A 21,191-nucleotide genomic window follows, 5' to 3' on the forward strand; every position below is an offset into this window, starting at 1 on the left:
ACACAGAAGGTAGTGCCCATGACTTCCACGCTGACGTTCAAGCGCTCGTTGGCCGCGGTCCTCGCCGCCGGCTCCCTCCTGCTCGCCGGTTGCGCCGGCGACGACCTCGCCTCCGACAGCCCGGGCGGCGACGACTCCTCGGCGGGCGGCTCCGGTGGCCCGGTCTCGATCGCCGGCCAGTCGTTCCCCGAGGCCACCCTGATGGCCGAGATGTACTCCCAGCTCCTCGCCGACGCCGGCTACGAGCCCGACGTCAAGCTCGTCGACTCCCGTGACGGCTACATGCCGACCTTCCCGGGCGAGGTCGACGTCGTGCCGGAGTACGTCGGCGGCATCGTCAACTTCCTCAACGCCGACGCCAACGGTGCGAAGGCCGAGCCCTTCGAGGCCGGCGACGGCCAGCAGCTCGCCGACGACGGCCAGCAGCTGCTCGACGACGCGGGCATCACCCTGCTCGACGTCTCCGGGGCGACCGACACCAACGCGTTCTTCGTGACCCAGGAGTTCTCCGAGTCCGAGGGCGTCACCACGCTCTCCGACCTCGAGGGGATGACCGTCACGCTCGCGGCGGCCCCCGACTGCGAGGGCCGGCTCGACTGCGAGGGCGGGCTGTCGGACCAGTACGGCATCGACATCACCGAGGTGCTGCCGCTGGGCTACGCCAGCGACCAGACCTACCAGGCCGTGATCGACGGCGAGGCCGAGCTCGGCGAGACCTCGACGACCGACGGCACCCTGGAGTCCCAGGGCCTCGTGGTGCTCGAGGACGACCAGCAGATCCAGCCGGCCCAGAACCTCGTGCCGGCGGTGTCGACGGAGTTCCTCGACGAGCACCCCGACCTCGCCGACGTCCTCAACCCGCTGATGGCGGCGCTGACCACCGAGAATCTGACCGAGCTCAACGGCCGGGTGGCGGTCGACCGCGAGAAGCCCGAGGACGTCGCCCGCGACTTCCTCGAGAGCGAGGGCCTGCTCTGACACCGCGCGCGCTGCTCGTCCTGGCGGGGCGGTCGGAGCTGGCCTTCCACCAGCTCCACCGCGAGCCGCTCTACGCCCACGCGCTGCGGGCCCTCGACGCCGCCGTCGGCGACGTCGAGGTGCTCGCCGACCCTGCCGACGCCGATCGCCTACGCCGCGACGCGCGGCGGTGGGGGATCCCCGTCGACGTGCTGCCGCCCGAGACCTGGTGGCAGCAGGTCGTCGCGGACGGTCGACCGCTGCTGGTCCACGACGCGCTCTGCCCGCTCGTGACCGCCGGCTTCATCACCACCGTCCTGGCCCGGGGTCGGGAGCGGCCCGACCAGGGTGCGGCGGGGGTCCGCACCGTGACCGACACCCTCAAGGCGGTCGTCGACGGTCGGATCACCGAGACCATCGACCGTGACGCGCTCGTCACCGTCACCTCCCCGGTCCTGGTGCCGGCGACGGCGCTGGACGCCGGCGACGTGTCGGCGCCGATGCCGGTCGACGACGGGGCGGCCCTGGTCGCCTGGCTGCGGCGCCGGGTCGAGGTCGAGCTGGTCCGTGCCCCCTCGCTCGGCCGCCGGATCGAGGACGTCCGCGCCGTACGCCTCCTCGAGAGCCTCGACGAGGTCGGCCACCGGGTGCGTGCCGGCGCCGGCCACCCGACCCCGGTCGGGGCGTCAGTGGCGGAAGATCGACCGTAGCTCGCCCGCGAGCTTGCGCGGCTGGCGCAGCACGGCGCCGGGCAGCGTCCGGAGGAAGCCGCGAGGGTCCTGGCCCGCCCGACGCCACAGCCGCAGCGGCTTGCTGGCGACGCGCTGCTCGAGGTCGGCGAGATAGGTCGGCAGCATGTCGCGGGCGGGCACGTCGAGGTGGGCACCGCACTCGGTGCAGCGCGTCGACTCCAGCAGCCGCCCGGTGTAGTGCAGCTCGTGGTCGGTGACGCGCTGGCAGGTCTCGCAGTGCAGCTCGGCGATCTCGGTGCTCACCGGCGTCGACCTCCCTCGCGTCCCCCGGACAGGTCCCATCGTGCCTTGGCGAGCAACCGCTCGGCGATGAAGAGGTCGTCGGGGAACGTGATCTTGATGTTGCCGGCGTCGCCGGGGACGCAGTGGACCGGCACGTCGGTGTAGCGCTCGATGCAGCTCGCGGTGTCGGTGCCGACGAAGTCCTCGGTGTCGGCGTGGCGGTAGGCCTCGAGCAGCGGCGCCGCGGCGAAGGCCTGGGGTGTCTGGACCGCGACGATCCGGTCGGGGGCGAGCTCGCTTCCGTCGAGGGTGGCGAGGTGGCCGTGGTCGTCGGCCGGCAGTGCCCCGCCGAGCTCCGCGGCGGCCTCGATGACGCTGGCCCACAGGTCGCTGCCGGCCAGCGGTCGGGCGGCGTCGTGGATCACCACCACGTCGACCTCACCCGCCTCGATGGCGGGGGCGAGGAGCTGGAGGGCCGCCCACTCCGAGCCGTGCCGGCTGTTGCCGCCCTCGACCACGTCGACCTTCGGGGGGCCGACCTCGCGGGCGAGGGTGGCCTCGATGACGTCGCGGTCCTGGTCACGGATGACGAGCACGGTCCGGACGACCTCGGGCAGCAGCCGCGCCCACCGGATCGACCAGGTGAAGACGCGGCGGCCGGCCAGCGGCAGCAGCACCTTGTTGGTGTGGCTGCCCGTACGCCGCCCCTCGCCGGCCGCCAGCACGACGACCGCGGCGCGGACGGGGGCGGGGTCGGACGGCACCGGCCGAGCGTAGCCGCGACCGGTGCCGTCCGAGACCAGCCCCTGGGCACGAGCCTCAGCCGGCCGCCAGCAGGTCGCGCAGCTCGGTGAGCGTCGGCGCCTTCTCGCCGGCCGCCATGCCGTCCTGGATGCGCCGCATCCGGACGATGGTCGAGCTCTCGACGAGCTCGACGTCGTCGTAGGTGAGCATCTGGTCGACCGGGACGTCGCGGGTCAGCACGGCGCCCTGGAGCACACCGAGCGGCACCGCGTTGTCGCGCCGGAAGTCCTCGACCGGGTCGATCAGGCCGCGCACCATCGAGCCGCCGATCCCGTCGATCCGCTCGCCGGCCTTCAGCGGCCGCTTCGCCTCGGCACCGACCTCGGCGGTCCAGTGCTCGGAGGTGAGGCTGGCCCGGTGGTCCAGCGCCATCTCGTAGACCGTGAGCGGGGCCTCGAGGCTGGCGAGGTGGTAGGGCCGGTAGAGGGCGAAGTAGGGACCCTCGCCCATCTGGAGGTAGGTCATCTCGTGGTGGACGTAGGGGTCCTCGGTGCGGACCACCACGAAGACACCGGGCGCGACCGGCCCGGTGCAGTAGTCGACGACGCCCGCGCGGTCGAGCACGCCGCCGTCCGCCTTCAGCGCGAAGGTCTGGTGGAGCGTCGGCACCGTCGACGGCGGGCCGTGCATGCCGCGCTTGCTGACCCCCAGGCCGGTGGTGTTCGCCAGCGCCGCCATCTCGATCATGGCCTTGGAGCCGTCGACGAAGCTGGTCAGCATCTTGGGGTTCATCTGCTTGGTGCGCGCCCGCTCGGCGAGGTCGTCGGGGCCGGCGTGGGGGTCGAGCGGGTTGTTCTTGCCCTTGCCGGCGCAGATGACCTCGAAGTTCAGGTCACGGGCGTAGTCGACGAGGATCTTGGTCTCCACCGGCTCGTCGCCGCGGCACACCGAGTAGATCCCCTCCGAGGAGTCGGCGAGCTCGGCGAGGTAGCGACCGATCGTCACGTCGGACTCGACGTTGAGGGTGGCGATGCCCATGCCGGCGGCGAGCGCCTCGACGGCGACGCGGGCGCCGACGTCGGGGACGCCGGTGGCCTCGACCACGATGTCGAGGGGCAGCCCGCCGAGGTCGTCGGTGCCGGCGAAGGCGACGCTGCCGCCGTTCTCGATCTCGCGCGACGCCCGGTCGACGTCGGTGGTGTCGGCCGGCGTGATGCCGGCCTGGCCGAGGGCGTCGACGGCACGGCCGCGGTCGACGTCGAACACGGCGGAGAGGGCGATGCCCGGCATCCGGAGCAGCTGGGCGGCGAAGCCCGTGCCCATCTGCCCGGCGCCGACCAGCCCCACCCGCAGCGGCCTGCCGGTGTGGTCGAGGCGCTCTTGCAGCCTGTCGCGATAGCTCATGGTCAGTTCTCCTGGTCGGAGCCGGCGGGGCGCGTGATCCGGAAGGTGTCGCCGGCCTTGAGCAGCGGCAGGTCACCGGTCCGGACGCAGACGTCGCCGGGGAGGTTGGGTTCGGTTCGGCCGTCGGCCTTGAGGTCGAGGTGGCCGAGGTTGAGGAGGTTGTCGCGGACGACGTGGCCGACCGCCAGGACCTCCATCTCGGTCCCCCCCACGAGGAGGAGGTCGCCGGCGCGCGGGCCGTCGTCGGAGATCGCGGCGCGGTGCAGCACGGACATGTCGTGCAGCTCCGCGGGCGCGTTGTCCCCGAAGAAGATGAGCAGGCCATGGTCGAGGAACGCCTCGACCTGGCCGCCCACCTGCGTGACCTCCGACTCCCAGACGACCTGCGAGTCGGAGGTGGTCATGCTTCTTCCACGTCCTCCGGCTTGACCCCCGAGACGAAGAGCTCCTCGGTGATGAACTGGGCCAGCGGGCCCGCCGGCGACGTCGCGTGGATGTCGACGGTCTTCACCTTCTTCATCGGGTAGACCCCGACACGGGCCGTGCCGCCGCAGTCGATGACGGCCACCGCGATCTTGTCGAACGGCGCGCTCTTGGAGAAGCCGTCGTAGGCCTCCCCGCCGGTGAGCTCGGCGATCTTCTCGGCGACGGGGTGGATGCCGCCTCCGGTGATCGAGGCGATCAGCGGCCGGTCGTCGCTCGGCGTGATGGTCAGCGGACCACCCCACCCGCCGCGACCCTTGCTGACCTTGACGGACTTGTACTCAGCCATGGTGGAACTCCCTGTGGTTGTCAGGCTTGTCGGAGGACGGACCCGGTCACGAGCTGGAGCTGTAGAGCCCGAAGCTGGCGAACCAGGCGATGACGACCGCGAGCGGTCCGGTGATGAGTCGCGACATCAGCACGGCAGGTACGCCGACCTCGACAGTCTCTTCCTCGGCCTCGCCGAGCGCCAGACCGACGGGGATGAAGTCGCAGCCCACCTGGGGGTTGATCGCGAACAGCGCCGGCAGCGCGTACTGCGGCGGGATGTCGCCCTCGCCGATCCGGGTGCCGAGCAGCACCCCGACGACCTGGGCGATGACGGCGCCGGGGCCGAGGACGGGCGAGAGGATCGGGATGGCGCAGAAGATGCTGATCGCGAGCAGGCCGATGAGGTTGGAGGCCAACGGCTCGATCAGGTGGGCGAGCGCGTCGCCGATGCCGGTCTCGGTAATGATGCCGATCAGGAGGGCGATGAACGCCATGAAGGGCAGGATCATCTTGATGACGGTGTCGATCGAGTCGCGCCCGGCCTGGTAGAGGGTGCCGACGACGCCGCCGACGGCCTTGCCGATCTTGACCAGGACGTTGCCGAAGCCGCCGCCGCTGCGGGTGGTGGTCGTGGTGCTCATGCCGAGACCTCCTCGGTGGTGGTGCGCCGCGAGAGCATGCGCGCGGTGATGAGCTCGGTGACGATGCCGCGGATGAGGATCACGACCATGCCGACCAGGAGGAACCGGACCGCGAGGTCGGCGGTGCTCAGGCCGAGGGTGGTGATGCCGGCGGCGATGCCGAGGTAGACGAAGAGCTCACCGGCGTTGGCGTGGGGGAAGATGCCGGTGATCGGGTGGACGAACGAGACGGCCGAGTCGTAGAAGGCCGGCTTGTAGCGCTCGGGCAGGAATCGGCCCATGGTGTAGGCCATCGGGTTGGTCAGGAAGAAGACCGACAGCACCGGCAGCACCAGGTAGCGCACCGGGTAGTACTGGATTCCCGGTCGGGCGGCGACCTCGCCGAGCTTGTCGATCCGCTCCGGGCCGATCAGCCGGATCAGCGCGTTGACGCCGGTCAGCAGCACGATCAGCGTCGGGACGATGCCGATGACGAGGCCCTGGAAGGTGGCGCCGCCGGCCTGGAAGAGCCCGATGAACCACTCGGCCGCGGACGCCAGGGCTCCGAAGAACCCGGTCGGCTCCTCGACCGTGTCGGTGGCGGCGGCCGTCACGATGGCCGCCACTGGGGTGAATGGCATGATTTCTCCTTGTCGAGGGTTTCCCGAGGAACCGATCCGTGATGCGTGCCTGGCATCTGTTGCTGTGTCGGCGGGCGAGCCGCTCGACGTCCTCGCGGTCGGGCCTGGGTGCCACCAGCCCCGGCCGCGGGGAAACCTGGTTCTAGTGCAGGGCCGGCTGGCCCTGCCTGAGGAGCTCGGCGGCCTGGCGGACCGCCTCCCTCTGCTTGGTGGAGAGCCCGGGGACCTCACGCTCGCCGCGCAGCTGGCTGGCCTTGAGGCCGAGCACCTCGGTGAAGCGTCGTGAGCGGGCGAAGGTCGTGAAGCCCTTCAGCTGGATCGCGTCGGTGACGACGCCGTGCTCGTCGAACGCCAGGGCGGCGAAGGCGCGGCCACCGCGGTAGCGGCGTCCGCCGGAGCCGACGCTGACGGTGCCGGCGCCGCGCAGGCGACGTACGTCGTCGTTGAAGGACATCGACTGGCGGTAGGTGAGCCACAGCTGCACGAGCCAGCCGGCCACGACGGCCGCGAGCAGGAGCATGGGGGTGGGCATCTCAGGCACCTCCGGTGGTGGGGACGGGTGAGGCGGTGCTCAGCTCGTCGCTGAGCAGGTGGCGGGCGAGCCCCTCGTCGCAGACGAGGGAGTCGATGATGTGACCGCGCAACGCACCGAGGACCCCCGGCGCCTTGGCGCGGCCGTAGGCGACGCCGATGACGTGCGGGATGGCGATCAGGTCGTCGAGGGTCACGGCCATGACGTGCTCCTCGACCGCGCCCCGGACGGCCTTGCCGGACGCCGTGTAGTAGCGGGCGGCCACGTCGCCGACCGGCTGCTGCGCCCAGAAGTGCTCCGCCTCGTCGTCCTCGAGCCGCAGCGCGTCGAGGATGGCGGAGGACGAGCCGTGGGTCGGGGTGCCGATGCCGACGACGGCGAGGTCGGCGCGCGTCGCGGTCTCGAGCGCGTCGGCGATCGAGGTCTCCGACAGCAGCGCGTCCCGGGCGACGCTCGACTCCAGCGTGGCGGGTGCGTGGAGGAAGCGGTAGCCGGCACCGAGGCGCACGGCGAGCTCGCGGACCAGCTCCTGGCCGCTGATCTCGTTGCGGATCGACGACAGGCCACCGACCAGCTGGACCAGCGTGACGCCGCTGTGGGTGTCGTCGCCGGTCGTCGCGTAGACCATCGACTGGAGCGCGTGGCCCCAGGAGAGTGCGACGGTCATCGAGTCCTTGAGGTTCTCCAGCAGCAGGCGGGAGGCCTGGACGCCGACCTGGTCCTCGAGCCGGACGCCGGCCCCGGCGCCGTGGGCGACCCGGACGTCGCGCAGCCCGAAGCGCTGCTCGAGCTGCTCCTCGAGCTCGTGGACGCGACCACCGGGGTCGTTGATCTTGATCTCGACGATGCCCTGGCGCTGCGCCTCGGCGAGCATGCGCGACACGTTGGACCGGCTGGTCCCGAGCGCCTGCGCCACCTCGGCCTGGGAGCGGCCCTGGAGGTAGTACAGGCGCGCGGCGGCCAGCAAGGTCTCCGGCGTGCGCGGTGTGGGCATTTGCACCTCTGTGACTAAGCGTTCTCACATACGTTCAGCCATGTATAGGGGTGTGACTCCAGTCACGTCAAGGGGTCGGCGCCGCTGGTTCGCGAATTGGGCGGGATCTGTTGACGTCCCGTGGACAAAGGTCAGGCGGCGAGCAGCAGCTCGCGGGCGAGCGTCTCGTCGCAGACCAGCGAACCGAGGTGTCCGCCGCGGAGCGCGGCGACGACCGCGAGGGCCTTCTCCCGGCCGCTCGCGACGCCGACGACGTGGTGGATGCCGCGCAGGCCGTCGAGGCTCACGCCGACGACCCGGTCGTCGACCGGGCCGGTCACCGGGACCCCGTCGGCGTCGTAGAAGCGGCCGGCCAGGTCCCCCACGGGCCCGGCGTCCCAGAATGCGCGTTGCTCCTCGGTCGACAGGTCGAGGCTCTCGAGCACGGCGGCGGAGGAGCCGGTGCGCGGCGTACCGACCCCGACGAAGGCGAGCCGTGCCCGCCCGGCCGCGCCCAGCGCGGCTGCGACCGACTCCTCGGCCACGACGGTGCGGGTGGCCTCGGCCGAGCGCAGGGTCGCCGGGGCGTGGAGCGGGCGGTAGTCGGCGCCGAGCCTGGAGGCGAGCTCGCGGACGAGCTCCTGGCCGCTGACGCCGTGGCCGACGGCGGAGGTCCCGCCGAGGAGCTGGAGCAGGGTGACGTCGTGGTCGCGGTCGACGTCGACGGACCTCACCAGCGACTGGAGCGCATGGCCCCAGGAGAGCGCCAGGGTCGAGCCGTCCTCGAGCGAGTCGACCAGCAGCCGGGCGGCGAGCCGTCCGGACTCGTCGAGGGCGGTCCCCGGGCCGCGGCGGGCGACCCGGGCCGTCGTCAGGCCGAAGGTGCGCTCGAGCTGCGACTCGAGATCGGGCGCCCGGCCGTCGGGATGGTTGATCCGGATCTCGACGATGCCGCGCCGCTGCGCCTCGGCGAGCATCCGCGAGACGTTCGGCCGGCTCGTGGACAGCGCGGTCGCGACCTCGGCCTGGGAGCGGCCCTCCACGTAGTAGAGGAGGGCCGCCCGCAGCAGGTCGTCGGAGCTCCGGGCGCGACTCAGAGCGGTTGCTCCAGCCGTGCCGCGAGCCGCGCCAGGAGCTCGGCCGCGTGGGCGCCGTCGGCGACCCGGTGGTCGACCGTGAGTCCCGCGTGGACCGTCAGTGCCACACCGAGCCCGCCCGGGACGGCGACCGGCCGCCGGGTGATCGCGCCGAGGCTCAGCACGGAGGCCTGCGGCGGCGTCAGCAGTGCCTGGAACCGGTCGACGCCCGCGCCGCCGAGGTTGGACAGCGAACCGTTGGCGAGCCCGAGGTAGCGACGGTCGAGCTTGCCGGTGTGGGCGGCGCGCACGACGTCGCGGATCTCGGCGTCGAGAGCGGCGGCGTCGCCCGTGTCGGGCTCGGAGAACACCGGCACCAGCAGGCCGCGGTCGGTGGCCACCGCGAGCGCGACCGCCGGGGGACCGGAGTCGACGGAGCGGTCGCCCTCCCAGCGCGCGAGCAGGTCGGGCACGTCGCGCAGCGCGGCGGCGTAGCCGCGCAGCAGGACGGTCGTCCACGACAGCCCCTGGCGGGCCGCGTCGGCGGTGTCGAGGGTGATCTCGCGCCACACCGTGAACTGCGGGATCGCCGCCGAGGGCGTCATCGCCCGCGCCACCGCGGCCCGGATCGACGCCTTGCGGTCCAGCGAGGCCGGGGCCGCGGCGGGCGTCTGGGTCGGTAGTGCGACCGGGGCTGCGACCGGTGCGGGGGCCGGCTCGGCCGGGGCGGGCAGCGCCGCCTCGACGTCGGCCATCCGGACCAGGCCGTCGGGACCGGTGCCGGAGAGGGCGTCGAGGTCGACCCCGTGCTCGCGGGCCAGCGCGCGGGCCCGAGGCACCGCCGGGGTGATGCCGCGTGCCTCAGCCTGTCGGGCCTCGGGCTCCGGGGCGGGCTCGGCGACGACGGGCGCCGGGTCGGGCTCGAGGTCGGCCTGCGCCGGCGGCGCCGGCTCGGGCTCGGGGTCCGGCTCGCTGAGCAGGTCGCCGAAGCTCGCGCCGTCGTCCTCGCCCTCGACCCAGCCGATCGGCGCGCCGACCTCGGCCATGCCGGTCTCGACGGCGATCTCGACGAGGGTGCCGGCGACCGTGCTCTCGACCTCCATGTCGATCTTGTCGGTCATCACCTCGCAGACGACGTCGCCGACGGCGACCTCGTCACCGACCTTGACGTTCCACGAGGCGACCTCGCCCTCGGTCATCGTCATCGACATCTTGGGCATCCGGATCGCGAGGCGCGCCATCACGACTCCTTGATGAGGGTCTGGGCGGCCTCGACGATGTCGTCGACCTGGGGGACCGACGCCGTCTCGAGCTGGGGGGCGTAGGGGATCGGGGCGTCGAGGCCGCTGAGCCGACGGATCGGGGCCAGCAACCGGTACAGGGTCGGTGACCCGGCGATCCGCGCGGCCAGCTCGGCGGTGAAGCCGACGTGACCGGGCGCCTCCTGGACCAGCAGCGCCCGTCCGGTGCGGGAGACGTCGTCGAGGATCGGCCGGTCGTCGAGCGGGGTGAGCGTCCGCGGGTCGAGGACCGAGGCGTCGATGCCCGCTCCGGCGAGGGTCTCGGCGGCCTCGAGCGCCCGGGAGACCATGACGCCGGTCGCCACGATCGTCAGGTCGTCACCGCGGCGGCGTACGGCGGTCTCGCCGAGGGGGACGCGCACCGCCTCCTCCGGCACCGGGCCCGACGTGCGGTAGAGCAGCTTGTGCTCGAGCACGATGACCGGGTTGGGGTCGTCGATCGCTGCGAGCAGCAGGCCCTTGGCGTCGGCCGCGGTCGCGGGCATGACGACCTTGAGGCCCGGCACGTGGGCGAACCACGCCTCGAGGCTCTGGGAGTGCTGGGCAGCCGCGCCGGTGCCGGAGCCCAGCGGCGCCCGCAGCACCATCGGCACGCTCGCCGCGCCGCCGAGCATGTAGTGGATCTTGGCGGCCTGGTTGACGATCTGGTCCATCGCCTGGTTGGTGAAGTCGGAGAACTGGATCTCCACGATCGGGCGCATCCCGGCCAGCGCGGCGCCGACGGCGGCGCCGACGATGCCGAGCTCGGAGATCGGGGTGTCGCGGATCCGGTCGGCGCCGAAGCGGTGGTAGAGGTCGCCGCTGACGCCGAAGGCGCCGCCGTAGACCCCGATGTCCTCCCCGAGCATGAAGACGGAGTCGTCGGCGGCCATGGCCTGGCCGATCGCCTCGCGGACGGCCTCGGAGTAGGTGATGGTGCGCTCGGACGTCTGGTCGGTCATGGTGTGGTCCCTCGGGGTCAGGCGCGCGCGAAGACGGCGTCGAGCAGGTCGGACGGATCGGCGTCGGGCGCCGCGTTGGCCGCGCGGACGGCGGCCTTCATGTCGTCGAGCGCCGCGGTGCGGGCGGCCTCGATGTCGGCGTCGTCGAGCAGGCCCTCGGCCCGCACCCGGTCCTCGAAGCGCAGGATCGGGTCGCGCTCGCGCCAGTCGGCGATCTCCTCCTTGGTGCGGTAGAGGTTCTTGTCCGACTTGCTGTGGCCCTTCCAGCGGTAGGTCACGTTCTCCACCAGCGTCGGGCCCTCGCCGGCCCGGGCCCGGGCGACCGCCTCGGCGACGGTGTCGTGGACCGCGACCACGTCGTTGCCGTCGACGGTCACCCCGGGGATGCCGTAGCCGGCGGCCCGCTCGGAGATGTGCTCGATCGCGAAGGACTTCTCGGTCGAGAAGGACATGCCGTACTTGTTGTTCTCGCAGATGAAGACGACCGGCAGCTTCCAGATCGCGGCCAGGTTGACGGCCTCGTGGAAGGCGCCCTCGTTGGCGGCGCCGTCGCCGAAGAAGCAGGCGACGACGCGGTCCTCGCCGCGCAGCTGGTAGGCCAGCGCGGCGCCGGCGGCGATCGGGATCCCGCCGGCCACGATGCCGTTGGCGCCGAGGTTGCCGGTGGCGACGTCGGCGATGTGCATCGAACCGCCGCGGCCCCGGCAGTAGCCGGTCTCCTTGGCCAGCAGCTCGGCCATCATCCGGGTCAGGTCAGCGCCCTTGGCGATGCAGTGGCCGTGGCCCCGGTGGGTCGAGGTGATGGCGTCGTCGGCGCGCAGCGGGAGGCAGCTGCCGGTGGCCGAGGCCTCCTGGCCGATCGAGAGGTGCATGGTGCCGTGCATCAGGCCCCGGGCGAAGAGGTCGTCGACGGCCTCCTCGAAGCGGCGGATCGTCCACATCGTGCGCAGCGCGTGGCGCGCCTGCTCCGGGCCGGCGAGCGGGGAGGTGCTCATCCTTCGGTCTCCTATCTGCACATATGTGCATGTGACAAGCACGTTTGTTCAAGAAGGGTAGGTCAGGGGCGCCCGCCGGGGCAAGGGGTGGTGTGATCCAGCCGACTCCGCGACCGGTTCCCCGCAGGGATGAGGCGCGCGTACGCTGCTGTTCACTCCTCAGGAGACAGAACACAGACGTCCGGTACCCGGCCGGTCCGCACCCGCGGATGTCGGAGGGACTGCAACGAGAAGGGTTCTCCCATGAGCAGCACCCCCCACCGCGCCCTGCGGACGGGCCACCGCATCGGCGTCGTCGGCGCCGGTCGCGTCGGCGCCGTCCTGGCGGCCGCGCTCCGCGCCGCCGGCCACGAGGTGGTGGCTGCCGCCGGTGAGTCCGACGCCTCCCGCGGCCGGATCGCGGCACTGCTCCCCGGCGTACCCGTCCTGAAGCCGACGGCCGTCGCCCGGGCCTGCGACCTGCTGCTCCTCACCGTCCCCGACGACATGCTCCCCAACGTGGTCTCCACGCTCGCCGCGAGCGGCGCCATCCGTGAGGGCCAGGACGTCGTGCACACCTCGGGCCGCCACGGCCTCGCCGTCCTCGAGCCCGCCGCCGCGGTCGGCGCCCGCACCGTCGCCCTCCACCCGGCGATGACCTTCACCGGCACCGACGTCGACCTGCCCCGGCTGGTCGGCTGCGTCTTCGGCGTCACCGCCGACGAGGCGGGCCGGCCGCTCGCCGAGGAGCTCGTCGGCGATCTCGGCGGCCGCATCTCGTGGGTGCCGGAGGAGCGCCGCGCGCTCTACCACGCGGGCCTCGCCCATGGCGCCAACCACCTGGTCACCCTCGTCGCCCAGGCGGTCGAGCTGCTCTCGGCGTCCTCCGCGGACGGCGACCACGCCCGCTCCGCCGAGACGCTCCGCCCGCTGCTCCAGGCCGCCCTCGACAACGCGCTCGCCCAGGGCGACTCCGCCCTGACCGGTCCGATCGTCCGCGGCGACGTCGGCACCGTGCGCGACCACCTCGCCGAGGTCGCCCGCAACGCCCCCGACACGCTGCCCTCCTACGTCGCCATGGCCCGCGCGACCCTCGACCGGGTCGTCACCGACGGCCGGGTGCTGCCGATCCGGGCCGCCGCGATCCGCCGGGTGCTCGACGCTGCGGTCGACCCGGCGACGCAGCCGACCACCACCCGGCGATGACCCGACCCGCGGTCGCGGGCTCCCGTACGGAGCTCGCGGAGCTGCTCGACCGCTCCGGGTCCCGGGTCGCGCTGGTGCCGACGATGGGAGCTCTCCACGACGGGCACGCCAGCCTGCTGGCGCGGGCCCGAAAGGAGGCCGGGCCGGACGGACGCGTGGTGGCGTCGGTCTTCGTCAACCCGCTCCAGTTCGGGGCGGGAGAGGACCTCGACCGCTATCCCCGCACCTTCGACCTCGACCTCGACGTCTGCGCCCGGGAGGGGGTCGACGTGGTCTTCGCGCCGACCGTCGACGAGGTCTACCCCGGCGGGGACCCTCTCGTGACGGTCGACCCCGGTCCGCTCGGCGACCTGCTCGAGGGGGAGGTCCGGCCCGGCCACTTCCGCGGCGTCCTCACGGTCGTCGCCAAGCTCTTCGGCCTGGTCCGCCCCGACGTCGCCGTCTTCGGCGAGAAGGACTACCAGCAGCTGGTGCTCGTCCGCCGGATGGTCGCCGACCTCTGCCTCGGGCTCGACGTCGTCGGCGCGGAGACCTGGCGCGACCCCGACGGCCTCGCCCTCTCCTCCCGCAACCGCTACCTGTCCGACGACGAACGCCGGTCCGCCCTGGCGCTGAGCCGGGCGCTGCGCGCGGCGGTCGAGCGCGCGGCGTACGGCCTGCCGGCGGCGCGGTGGGCGGCGATGGCGGTGCTGAGGGACGAGCCCGGCGTCGAGCTCGACTACCTCGCGATCACCGACCCCGACCTCGGCACCCTCGAGCCGCACGCGGACACCGAGCGCCCCGCCCGCGTGCTGGTCGCTGCCCGGGTCGGCACCACCCGGCTGATCGACAACCTGCCCCTCACCCTCGGAACCACTGAAGGCTCCTGATGCTGCGCACGATGATGAAGAGCAAGATCCACCGGGCGACCGTGACCCAGGCCGACCTCCACTATGTCGGCTCGGTCACCGTCGACGAGGACCTGCTCGATGCCGCGGACCTGCTGCCCGGCGAGCTGGTGCACATCGTCGACATCACCAACGGCGCACGGCTCGAGACCTACACGATCGCCGGCGAGCGGGGCTCGGGCGTGATCGGCATCAACGGGGCGGCCGCGCGGCTGGTCCACCCGGGCGACCTGGTCATCCTGATCGGCTACGGGCAGATGGAGACCGCCGAGGCCCGCGACTTCCGGCCGAGCGTCGTCTTCGTCGACGCCGGCAACCACGTGATGGCGACCGGCGACGACCCCGCCGAGACCTTCGGCGCCCCCGCGCTCGCGCGTGGTGACAAGATCAGCCGGTGATCCCTGCCCGCCTCGCCGCGCCCGACCCGGGCTGGACGACGCGCGCCGACGTGGTCGTCATCGGGTCCGGCATCGCCGGACTGACGGCCGCGCTGCGCCTCTACGGCCACGTCGACAAGATCCTGGTCATCACCAAGGACGTGCTCGGCGCGGGCTCGACCCAGTGGGCGCAGGGTGGCATCGCCGCGGCGCTCGGGCCGGGTGACACCCCTGAGCAGCACGAGCACGACACGCTGGTCGCCGGGGCTGGCGCCTGCGACCGCGAGGCCGTGCGGGCGCTGGTGACCGAGGGCCCCGACGCCGTCCACGAGCTGATCAGCTGGGGCGCGGTGTTCGACCAGCACGACGGCGGCCTCTCCCTGACCCGCGAGGGAGGCCACCACCGCGACCGGATCGCCCACGCGGGCGGCGACGCGACGGGCGCCGAGATCCAGCGCGCCCTCATCGCCGCCGTCGAGAAGGCGCCGGAGATCGAGGTCATCCAGCACGCGCTGGCCGTCGACCTGCTGCGCGGCGACGACGGCGCGATCGCGGGGGTGACCGTCCACGTGCTCGGCGAGGGGCAGGTCGACGGCGTCGGCCGGGTGCTCTGCCGGGCCGTGGTGCTCGCGAGCGGCGGCCTCGGACAGGTCTTCTCCCAGTCGACCAACCCGTCGGTCTCGACCGGCGACGGCATGGCGCTCGCCTTCCGGGCCGGCGCGACGCTGCGCGACCTCGAGTTCGTGCAGTTCCACCCGACGGTGATGTGGCTCGGTCCCCACTCCCAGGGCCAGCAGCCGCTCATCTCCGAGGCCGTCCGCGGCGAGGGCGCGTTCCTCGTCGACTGGGAGGGCGCCCGGATCATGCGCGGCGTCCACGAGCTCGAGGACCTCGCCCCGCGCGACGTCGTCGCCAAGGCGATCACCCGGCGGATGAACGACACGGGCAAGCCCCACATGTGGCTCGACGCCCGCCACCTCGGGAGCTCTCACGCGAGCGGAGCGAGCGTCGCCGGTGATCGAGCAGCGAGCGCAGCGAGCGTGTCGAGATTCTGGGAGCGACGCTTCCCGACCATCCTCGCCACGGCGCGCTCCCACGGCGTCGACCCGGTCACCGAGCTGATCCCGGTCGCCCCCGCCCAGCACTACGCCTCCGGCGGCGTCGCGACCGACCTGTGGGGTCGCGCCGGCGTCCCCGGGCTCTACGCCACCGGCGAGGTCGCCTGCTCCGGGGTCCACGGTGCCAACCGGCTGGCCTCCAACTCGCTGCTCGAGGGGCTCGTGTTCTCCCGACGGATCGCGGAGGTGCTCCCGGGCGAGCTGCGGCCCTGGCAGGAACCCGCCACCGACCGGCGTACGCCGGGGCTCGTCGCCGGCTCGCTCCGGCCCCACCTCCAGGAGGTGATGACCGGCGAGGTCGGCGTGCTCCGCTCGGAGAAGGGGCTGGCGACAGCACGCTCCGACCTCGCGGCGCTGGCCTCCGACGACCACGTCGAGCCCGGGCCGGACGCGTGGGAGACCACCAACGTGCTCACGGTCGCCCAGGCGCTCGCCGCCGCGGCCGAGCTCCGTGAGGAGACCCGCGGTTCCCACTGGCGCGAGGACCACCCCGAGCGCGACGACGAGCGCTGGGCCGGCCACGTCGACGTCGTGCTCGAGCAGGTCGCCGGGGGGTGCGCCGTCCGTACGTCGTTCCACCCCTCGCCCGCGACCGACGGAGGTGCCGCATGAGGCCGAACCCGCGCCACGTCCCGCTCGAGCTGCGCGAGGAGATCGTCGCCGCCGGGCTCGACTACAGCGAGGTGCTCGACCACGTCGTCCAGGCCCTCCAGGAGGACCTGCCCGGCGAGCACGACGTCGACACCACCAGCGTCGCCACGATCGCCGACGACGCGGTCGCGGTCGGTGACTTCAACGCCCGGGAGCCCGGCGTCGTCGCCGGTCTGGGGGTCGCCGCGCTGGCCTTCGCACTGGTGGCCGGCGACCGCGTGACGGTGTCCGGACGGGTCGCCGACGGCACCCGCGTCGAGCCCGGAGACGTCGTCATGACCGTCGCGGGCAACGCCCGCGACCTGCTCACGGCCGAACGCACCGCGCTCAACTTCGCCAGCCACCTCTCGGGCGTCGCGACGGCCACCTCCCACTGGGTCGCCGCCCTCGAGGGGACGCGGGCGCGCGTCCTCGACACCCGCAAGACACTGCCCGGCCTCCGCTCGCTGCAGAAGTACGCCGTGCGGTGCGGCGGCGGTGTCAACCACCGCTTCGGCCTGTCCGACATGGCGATGGTCAAGGACAACCACGTCGTCGCGGCCGGCGGCGTCGTGCCCGCCTACCTCGCGGTGAGGGACCGCTTCCCCGACCTGCCCGTCGAGGTCGAGGTGACCGACCTCGACCAGCTGCGCGACCTGCTCGAGGTCGGCTGCGAGCGGATCCTGCTCGACAACATGGCGCCCGAGACCATGGCGGAGGCCGTCGCGATCACCGACGGCCGCGCGTCGCTCGAGGCCTCCGGCGGGCTCACGCTCGAGCGCGCGCGCGTCGTCGCGGAGACCGGCGTCGACTTCATCTCCGTCGGCGCGCTGACCCACTCGGTGACCGTCTTCGACCTGGGGCTCGACCTCCGGGAGGCGTGATGCTGCTCGCCGCCGACATCGGCAACGCCCACACGGTCCTCGGGCTCCTCGACGAGGCCCGCGACGGGACCGTGGTGGCCGAGTGGCGGGTCGCGACCGACGACCGGCGTACGGCCGACGAGTGGGCGGTGCTGCTGCGGGGCCTGCTCGCCGAGTGGCTCGACGCCGTGGGCGGCATCGCCGTCTGCAGCACCGTCCCGTCCGTGCTCCACGAGTGGCGCGAGATGGTGGGGCGCCACTTTCCCGACCTGCCCCGCGTCATCGTCGAGCCGGGGGTGCGCACCGGCATCCCCGTCCGCACCGACAACCCCCGCGAGGTGGGCAGCGACCGGATCCTCAACGCCCTCGCGGTCGCGACCGACCTGGGCGGCCCCGCGATCGTCGTCGACTTCGGCGGCACCGCGACGACCTTCGACGTCGTCGACCCCGCCGGTCAGTACGTCGGCGGCGCCATCGCCCCGGGCCTCGAGATCTCGCTCGAGGCACTCGGCCGCCGCGGCGCCCAGCTGCGCAAGGTCGAGCTGCTGCGCCCCCGCTCGGTGGTCGCCAAGAACACGGTCGAGGCGATCCAGTCCGGCATGGTCTTCGGGGTCGCGGCCCAGGTCGAGGGGCTGGTCGCGCGGATGGTGGCAGAGCTGGGGGTCGCCGCCGGGGACGTCCACGTCGTCGCCACCGGCTACCTCGCCCCGCTCGTCGTCGACGAGTGCGCCTGCTTCACCGAGCACCGCCCCCACCTGACGCTGCGCGGTCTCGAGCTCGTCTTCGCACGCAACACCTGAGGTTCTCCACAGCACGCTCCGACCCCCGTTTCGGCGTCCGCCGATCCCGGGAACCCTGCAGGCATGTACGGGGAACCCAGCAAGATCCGCGAGGTGGCCGAGCGCCTGGAGCGCCGCGCCTCCCAGCTCAGGAGCGAGGCCGACGCGCTGGTCGCGGCCGGGGAGCGCGCACCGTGGGTGTCGCTCGCCGCCGACCGGATGCGCGCGGCCGCCGCCGAACGACGCGCCGACCTGGTCGGCGTCGCCCGCGACTACGAGGAGGCCGCCGCCGCCGTACGCCGGCACGCGGCCGTCGTCCAGCAGCGGCTCGACCTCGTCGCCGAGGCTCGGCGTCACGTGCTGCGGGTCGTCGACCGTCTCGGCGACGCGGTCGACCTGCCTGACCTGCCGTCGGTCGACGTCCGCTGGCTCGACGTCGCCGACTCGCTCGCGGGGATGGCGTCGTGACGACCGCGCGGGTGGTGCTGTCGCTGGCCGAGGTCGTGCTCGCCGCCCGCCTGGCCGGCGACCTGCCGCTGCCGTTCGCCCGGCCCGCCCCCGGCGCGGGCCGGCTGGCGGCGCGGCTGGCGGGGACCAGGCCGCACCGGGCCGAGGAGGTGCTGGACGCCGAGCTGGCCCGCGTCGAGGACGCCGGGCCCGATGGTGCGGCTGCGACCCTCGTCCGTCGGGGCCTGCTCGACGGCGACGGTGTCGACGCGCGACTCGCGACGGCGCTGCGCCTGCTCGCGCTCGCCCCGGTGGCGGCCGTGCTCGACGTCGTCGTCAGCGCCGACCGCGGCGACCGGCCGCTCCGCGCCTGGTGGGCGGTGGGGGAGGGACGCTTGTCGGGGCTGGTGCTGCGCGGTGCCACCACCCTCGAGGTGGTGTCGGCGCCCGTCGAGGCGTGGGTCGCCGAGCTCGCCCGGCTCGTCCCCGTCGGCTCCGGGGATCCGCCGAGCGGGGCCGTGACGGTGACCTCGGAGGCGCTCCTCGGCGCGATCTCCGCCCACCGGCGCGGCCGGCCCGACCTGGTCGCGACGCTCGCACCCGGCGAGGCCGACCTGCTCCACGCGCTGGCCGGTCGGTGCCGTGGCCGCCTGCGGCTGCTCGTCCTACGCCGCCACGCGGCCCCGCCGCCCGCCGTGACCGTCTGGGTGCTGCTCGACGACGGCTGGCGGTCGCTGCGTCCGCTGCGGGGTGCGCGAGTCGAGGTCGCGCACCGCCGGCCGCCCGAGCTCGGGCTGGCGTCCTACGCCTCGGTGAGGGCCGCGTGATGGAGCCGCTCCCGATCCACGTGTCCGGTGGCGCCGCCGGCATCGACGCCCGCTACGACGACCTCGGGCGGCTCGCCCGCCTCTACGACACCGCCGGCGACGGCCTGCTCGGCTGGGCGCGGCACGACCAGGGGGAGGCGGCCGACGCCGACCTCCTCGCCTCCGTCGCGCTCGCCCCGTGGAGCTTCGCGGAGGCCGAGCAGGCGATCCTCGCGGCCACCAGCGGTCCCCGCGGGCTCGCATCGCGCGCGGTCGGTCTCGAGGCGACGGCCCTCTGTCTCACCGCCTGCGTCGACCTCTACCGCACCGCCGACGCCGCCCGGAGCGAGGCGATCGACGCGCTCCACTACGGCCTCGGCCTCGCCGCCGGGATCCACCTGCCGACGCTGGCGGTCGCCACCGGGGCGGGGCTCGGCCTGTGGCACCTGCGCGGGGGCGACACCGCCGGCTGGGTCGAGCAGCACCCCGGCGTCGTCGAGACGGCGGTGGGCTCCGGAGGGGGGTTCCTCGACGGGCTGCAGGCGGCGCCGCTGACGGCGCCGGCCATGGCGGTGCTCGGGCTGCGCGGCCTCCACGTCGACACCGCCGCGGCGGCCGCCGACCTCGGCGACCTGCTCTTCACCGAGCGGCGTGGTGCCCTCGACCCGGACCACCCAGCCGACGACTTCGACCACCCGCCCCCGACCGGTGTGCGGGACCTGCTCGACGCCCTCGGGGAGACGGCCGGTCCTGACGTGCCCGACGGCGTCTTCTCGGTGCAGGAGCTGCGCCGCGACGACGGGTCGGTCTGGATCGTGCAGCTCCCCGGCACCGACGACTTCGTCTCCGACGACGTGGTCCGCGGCAGCGGGTCCAACCTCCAGCTGACGGCGGGGGAGCCGACCGCCTACGGCGAGGCGGTGACGCAGGCGATGGCTGCGGTGGGGGTCGGGCCGGACGACCCGGTCATGCTCGTCGGCCACTCCCAGGGCGGGATGCAGGCGGCCGCGCTGGCGGCCGACCCCGGCTTCGGCTACGACGTGACCCATGTGGTGACCGCCGGGTCGCCGGTGGGGACGGTCGCGCTCCCCGACGGGGTGACCGTGCTGTCGCTCGAGAACACCGGCGACGTGGTGCCGCTGCTCGACGGCGAGCCCAACCCGGCCACGGCCCACCACGTGACCGTGCGGGCCGACGCCCACCTCGGCAGCCTCGGGGCCGGGCCCGGCCAGAACCACGCGCTGTCGACCTATGCCGCGATCGCGACGGCGGCCGAGTCCGGCGACGACCCGTCGTTGCAGCAGGTGATGGCCGGAATGCGCGAGACCGGATATCTCTCCTCCGACGCCGTCACCCGGACGACCTCTTTCCGGGCCGTCGTCGGCGAGGTGGTGAGGCCGGGTGAATTGCGGAATTGATCTGGTCGCACATTCCAGGTGAATTCATCGCGCCATTCCCCGATGAATTGGTGGCCGTGTCGAAAAGGTGCCATGATCGATTCGCCCGAGGGGGAAATAGTGGGCTCGTTGAGTGAATTGAGGGAACGCATGGCACAGAAGGTCAACATCATCCTCGTCGACGACATCGACGGAAGCGACGCGGAGGAGACCGTGTCCTTCGGTCTCGACGGCACCACCTACGAGATCGACCTCAATGCGAAGAACGCCGAGGCGCTGCGCGGCGCCCTGGCCGGCTACATCGGCCACGCCCGCAAGGTCACCAGCAGCCGCGGCCGCAAGGCGAAGTCCACCACCGCCAGCGGTCCGAGCGCCGCCGAGCTGCGCGACTGGGCCCGCTCCAACGGCTACGAGGTCTCCGACCGTGGCCGCGTCCCCGCCGAGGTCCGCGAGGCCTTCGACGCCGCCCACTGAATTCAGGTGGGCTGGGCGTCGTTCCCGGAATCCGGGAACGACGCCCTCTCTGCCTGGAGGAGAGTGACGCCGCATTCACGGAAAGCGTCGTGAAGCGCTGAAAGCACGGTCGAGTCGTGGATGTGGGGCCGCCGAGTCGCGCATTGGTGACAAGGGGGACCCGACCGGCACGTCCCAAAAGCGCGAATGGGAGGTCGCACATGTGCGACTCGACGCTGGGGCGGCACGCCTCCCGGCCGGCCTGTTCGCTGTGGGCGGACGGGCTTGGAGGGGGATCGGGAACGCGTAGGGTGGGTCCAGGGGTTGTACCTCCCGAA

General features: G+C 73.3%; 25 protein-coding genes. 12 read left to right on the forward strand and 13 right to left on the reverse strand.

Going from position 1 to position 21,191, the window contains the following annotated elements:
- Window positions 1-18 precede the first annotated feature (18 nt).
- Complete coding sequence (locus ABD091_RS11735) at window positions 19-978, forward strand: ABC transporter substrate-binding protein (protein WP_343918598.1); 960 nt, start codon at window positions 19-21, stop codon at window positions 976-978.
- 119 nt (window positions 979-1,097) lie between these two features.
- A complete protein-coding gene (locus ABD091_RS11740) occupies window positions 1,098-1,667 on the forward strand; it encodes a 2-C-methyl-D-erythritol 4-phosphate cytidylyltransferase (RefSeq protein WP_343918600.1) in 570 nt (189 codons plus the stop codon).
- Here ABD091_RS11740 and ABD091_RS11745 read toward each other — a convergent pair.
- The 13 genes from ABD091_RS11745 to ABD091_RS11805 form a co-directional block, all read right to left on the reverse strand.
- On the reverse strand, window positions 1,644-1,952 hold the full coding sequence (locus ABD091_RS11745) for a hypothetical protein (RefSeq protein WP_343918602.1): 309 nt from the start codon (window positions 1,950-1,952) through the stop codon (window positions 1,644-1,646). The genes ABD091_RS11740 and ABD091_RS11745 overlap by 24 nt on opposite strands.
- Window positions 1,949-2,695, reverse strand: a complete 747-nt coding sequence (locus tag ABD091_RS11750) for an IspD/TarI family cytidylyltransferase (protein ID WP_343918604.1) — start codon at window positions 2,693-2,695, stop codon at window positions 1,949-1,951. Before ABD091_RS11750 ends, ABD091_RS11745 begins: the two co-directional genes overlap by 4 nt.
- A 55-nt stretch (window positions 2,696-2,750) precedes the next feature.
- Window positions 2,751-4,079: an NAD(P)H-dependent oxidoreductase gene (locus ABD091_RS11755; RefSeq protein WP_343918606.1), complete on the reverse strand. Its 1,329-nt coding sequence runs from the start codon at window positions 4,077-4,079 to the stop codon at window positions 2,751-2,753.
- A gap of 2 nt (window positions 4,080-4,081) precedes the next feature.
- On the reverse strand, window positions 4,082-4,483 hold the full coding sequence (locus ABD091_RS11760; RefSeq protein WP_343918608.1) for a PTS glucitol/sorbitol transporter subunit IIA: 402 nt from the start codon (window positions 4,481-4,483) through the stop codon (window positions 4,082-4,084).
- Entirely contained in the window at window positions 4,480-4,851 is a 372-nt protein-coding gene (locus ABD091_RS11765; RefSeq protein WP_343918610.1) for a PTS glucitol/sorbitol transporter subunit IIB, read from the reverse strand. The genes ABD091_RS11760 and ABD091_RS11765 overlap by 4 nt, the downstream gene beginning before the upstream one ends.
- Window positions 4,852-4,897: 46 nt before the next feature.
- A complete protein-coding gene (locus ABD091_RS11770; RefSeq protein ID WP_343918612.1) occupies window positions 4,898-5,473 on the reverse strand; it encodes a PTS glucitol/sorbitol transporter subunit IIB in 576 nt (191 codons plus the stop codon).
- The gene (gene srlA, locus ABD091_RS11775; protein WP_343918614.1) at window positions 5,470-6,093 is read right to left on the reverse strand and encodes a PTS glucitol/sorbitol transporter subunit IIC; all 624 of its coding nucleotides are present in this window, start codon (window positions 6,091-6,093) and stop codon (window positions 5,470-5,472) included. The genes ABD091_RS11770 and srlA overlap by 4 nt, the downstream gene beginning before the upstream one ends.
- A 142-nt stretch (window positions 6,094-6,235) precedes the next feature.
- Window positions 6,236-6,625 (reverse strand): transcriptional regulator GutM, encoded by a 390-nt coding sequence (locus ABD091_RS11780; RefSeq protein ID WP_343918616.1) that lies wholly within the window; start codon window positions 6,623-6,625, stop codon window positions 6,236-6,238.
- 1 nt (window position 6,626) lies between these two features.
- A complete protein-coding gene (locus ABD091_RS11785) occupies window positions 6,627-7,619 on the reverse strand; it encodes a sugar-binding transcriptional regulator (RefSeq protein ID WP_343918618.1) in 993 nt (330 codons plus the stop codon).
- Between the two features lie 131 nt (window positions 7,620-7,750).
- Window positions 7,751-8,641, reverse strand: a complete 891-nt coding sequence (locus ABD091_RS11790; protein ID WP_343918620.1) for a sugar-binding transcriptional regulator — start codon at window positions 8,639-8,641, stop codon at window positions 7,751-7,753.
- Between the two features lie 50 nt (window positions 8,642-8,691).
- A complete protein-coding gene (locus ABD091_RS11795) occupies window positions 8,692-9,915 on the reverse strand; it encodes a dihydrolipoamide acetyltransferase family protein (protein WP_343918622.1) in 1,224 nt (407 codons plus the stop codon).
- Complete coding sequence (locus tag ABD091_RS11800; protein WP_343918624.1) at window positions 9,915-10,916, reverse strand: alpha-ketoacid dehydrogenase subunit beta; 1,002 nt, start codon at window positions 10,914-10,916, stop codon at window positions 9,915-9,917. Before ABD091_RS11800 ends, ABD091_RS11795 begins: the two co-directional genes overlap by 1 nt.
- Before the next feature lie 17 nt (window positions 10,917-10,933).
- Entirely contained in the window at window positions 10,934-11,911 is a 978-nt protein-coding gene (locus ABD091_RS11805; RefSeq protein WP_343918626.1) for a thiamine pyrophosphate-dependent dehydrogenase E1 component subunit alpha, read from the reverse strand.
- A gap of 243 nt (window positions 11,912-12,154) precedes the next feature.
- Between ABD091_RS11805 and ABD091_RS11810 the strand changes: the two genes are divergently transcribed.
- The 10 genes from ABD091_RS11810 to ABD091_RS11855 all read left to right on the forward strand — a co-directional run bounded on the left by ABD091_RS11810 (window position 12,155) and on the right by ABD091_RS11855 (window position 20,874).
- On the forward strand, window positions 12,155-13,096 hold the full coding sequence (locus ABD091_RS11810) for a Rossmann-like and DUF2520 domain-containing protein (protein ID WP_343918628.1): 942 nt from the start codon (window positions 12,155-12,157) through the stop codon (window positions 13,094-13,096).
- Entirely contained in the window at window positions 13,093-13,965 is an 873-nt protein-coding gene (gene panC, locus ABD091_RS11815; RefSeq protein ID WP_343918630.1) for a pantoate--beta-alanine ligase, read from the forward strand. Before ABD091_RS11810 ends, panC begins: the two co-directional genes overlap by 4 nt.
- A complete protein-coding gene (panD, locus tag ABD091_RS11820; RefSeq protein WP_343918632.1) occupies window positions 13,965-14,381 on the forward strand; it encodes an aspartate 1-decarboxylase in 417 nt (138 codons plus the stop codon). Before panC ends, panD begins: the two co-directional genes overlap by 1 nt.
- Window positions 14,378-16,090, forward strand: coding sequence for an L-aspartate oxidase (locus tag ABD091_RS11825; RefSeq protein ID WP_343918634.1), 1,713 nt, complete (start codon window positions 14,378-14,380; stop codon window positions 16,088-16,090). Before panD ends, ABD091_RS11825 begins: the two co-directional genes overlap by 4 nt.
- Complete coding sequence (nadC, locus tag ABD091_RS11830) at window positions 16,087-16,992, forward strand: carboxylating nicotinate-nucleotide diphosphorylase (protein ID WP_343918636.1); 906 nt, start codon at window positions 16,087-16,089, stop codon at window positions 16,990-16,992. Before ABD091_RS11825 ends, nadC begins: the two co-directional genes overlap by 4 nt.
- Window positions 16,992-17,771, forward strand: coding sequence for a type III pantothenate kinase (locus ABD091_RS11835; protein ID WP_343918638.1), 780 nt, complete (start codon window positions 16,992-16,994; stop codon window positions 17,769-17,771). Before nadC ends, ABD091_RS11835 begins: the two co-directional genes overlap by 1 nt.
- 63 nt (window positions 17,772-17,834) lie before the next feature.
- Window positions 17,835-18,218, forward strand: coding sequence for a hypothetical protein (locus ABD091_RS11840; RefSeq protein WP_343918640.1), 384 nt, complete (start codon window positions 17,835-17,837; stop codon window positions 18,216-18,218).
- Window positions 18,215-19,024 carry a hypothetical protein gene (locus tag ABD091_RS11845; protein WP_343918642.1) on the forward strand — a complete coding sequence of 270 codons (810 nt, stop codon included), beginning with the start codon at window positions 18,215-18,217 and terminating at the stop codon, window positions 19,022-19,024. Before ABD091_RS11840 ends, ABD091_RS11845 begins: the two co-directional genes overlap by 4 nt.
- Window positions 19,024-20,421, forward strand: a complete 1,398-nt coding sequence (locus tag ABD091_RS11850) for an alpha/beta hydrolase family protein (RefSeq protein ID WP_343918644.1) — start codon at window positions 19,024-19,026, stop codon at window positions 20,419-20,421. Before ABD091_RS11845 ends, ABD091_RS11850 begins: the two co-directional genes overlap by 1 nt.
- Window positions 20,422-20,550: 129 nt before the next feature.
- Window positions 20,551-20,874, forward strand: a complete 324-nt coding sequence (locus ABD091_RS11855) for a histone-like nucleoid-structuring protein Lsr2 (RefSeq protein WP_343918646.1) — start codon at window positions 20,551-20,553, stop codon at window positions 20,872-20,874.
- Window positions 20,875-21,191 lie beyond the last annotated feature (317 nt).

This window comes from Nocardioides aestuarii, assembly GCF_039527245.1.
GTDB lineage: Bacteria > Actinomycetota > Actinomycetes > Propionibacteriales > Nocardioidaceae > Nocardioides > Nocardioides aestuarii.

Bases quoted from the DNA above. Each gene is read 5' to 3' on its own strand.
- ABD091_RS11735 (WP_343918598.1), top strand. From the start codon at position 19: ATGACTTCCACGCTGACGTTCAAGCGCTCGTTGGCCGCGGTCCTCGCC.
- ABD091_RS11755 (WP_343918606.1), bottom strand. From the start codon at position 4,079: ATGAGCTATCGCGACAGGCTGCAAGAGCGCCTCGACCACACCGGCAGG.
- ABD091_RS11760 (WP_343918608.1), bottom strand. From the start codon at position 4,483: ATGACCACCTCCGACTCGCAGGTCGTCTGGGAGTCGGAGGTCACGCAG.
- ABD091_RS11765 (WP_343918610.1), bottom strand. From the start codon at position 4,851: ATGGCTGAGTACAAGTCCGTCAAGGTCAGCAAGGGTCGCGGCGGGTGG.
- ABD091_RS11770 (WP_343918612.1), bottom strand. From the start codon at position 5,473: ATGAGCACCACGACCACCACCCGCAGCGGCGGCGGCTTCGGCAACGTC.
- srlA (WP_343918614.1), bottom strand. From the start codon at position 6,093: ATGCCATTCACCCCAGTGGCGGCCATCGTGACGGCCGCCGCCACCGAC.
- ABD091_RS11780 (WP_343918616.1), bottom strand. From the start codon at position 6,625: ATGCCCACCCCCATGCTCCTGCTCGCGGCCGTCGTGGCCGGCTGGCTC.
- ABD091_RS11785 (WP_343918618.1), bottom strand. From the start codon at position 7,619: ATGCCCACACCGCGCACGCCGGAGACCTTGCTGGCCGCCGCGCGCCTG.
- ABD091_RS11795 (WP_343918622.1), bottom strand. From the start codon at position 9,915: ATGGCGCGCCTCGCGATCCGGATGCCCAAGATGTCGATGACGATGACC.
- ABD091_RS11800 (WP_343918624.1), bottom strand. From the start codon at position 10,916: ATGACCGACCAGACGTCCGAGCGCACCATCACCTACTCCGAGGCCGTC.
- ABD091_RS11805 (WP_343918626.1), bottom strand. From the start codon at position 11,911: ATGAGCACCTCCCCGCTCGCCGGCCCGGAGCAGGCGCGCCACGCGCTG.
- ABD091_RS11810 (WP_343918628.1), top strand. From the start codon at position 12,155: ATGAGCAGCACCCCCCACCGCGCCCTGCGGACGGGCCACCGCATCGGC.
- panC (WP_343918630.1), top strand. From the start codon at position 13,093: ATGACCCGACCCGCGGTCGCGGGCTCCCGTACGGAGCTCGCGGAGCTG.
- panD (WP_343918632.1), top strand. From the start codon at position 13,965: ATGCTGCGCACGATGATGAAGAGCAAGATCCACCGGGCGACCGTGACC.
- nadC (WP_343918636.1), top strand. From the start codon at position 16,087: ATGAGGCCGAACCCGCGCCACGTCCCGCTCGAGCTGCGCGAGGAGATC.
- ABD091_RS11835 (WP_343918638.1), top strand. From the start codon at position 16,992: ATGCTGCTCGCCGCCGACATCGGCAACGCCCACACGGTCCTCGGGCTC.
- ABD091_RS11840 (WP_343918640.1), top strand. From the start codon at position 17,835: ATGTACGGGGAACCCAGCAAGATCCGCGAGGTGGCCGAGCGCCTGGAG.
- ABD091_RS11850 (WP_343918644.1), top strand. From the start codon at position 19,024: ATGGAGCCGCTCCCGATCCACGTGTCCGGTGGCGCCGCCGGCATCGAC.
- ABD091_RS11855 (WP_343918646.1), top strand. From the start codon at position 20,551: ATGGCACAGAAGGTCAACATCATCCTCGTCGACGACATCGACGGAAGC.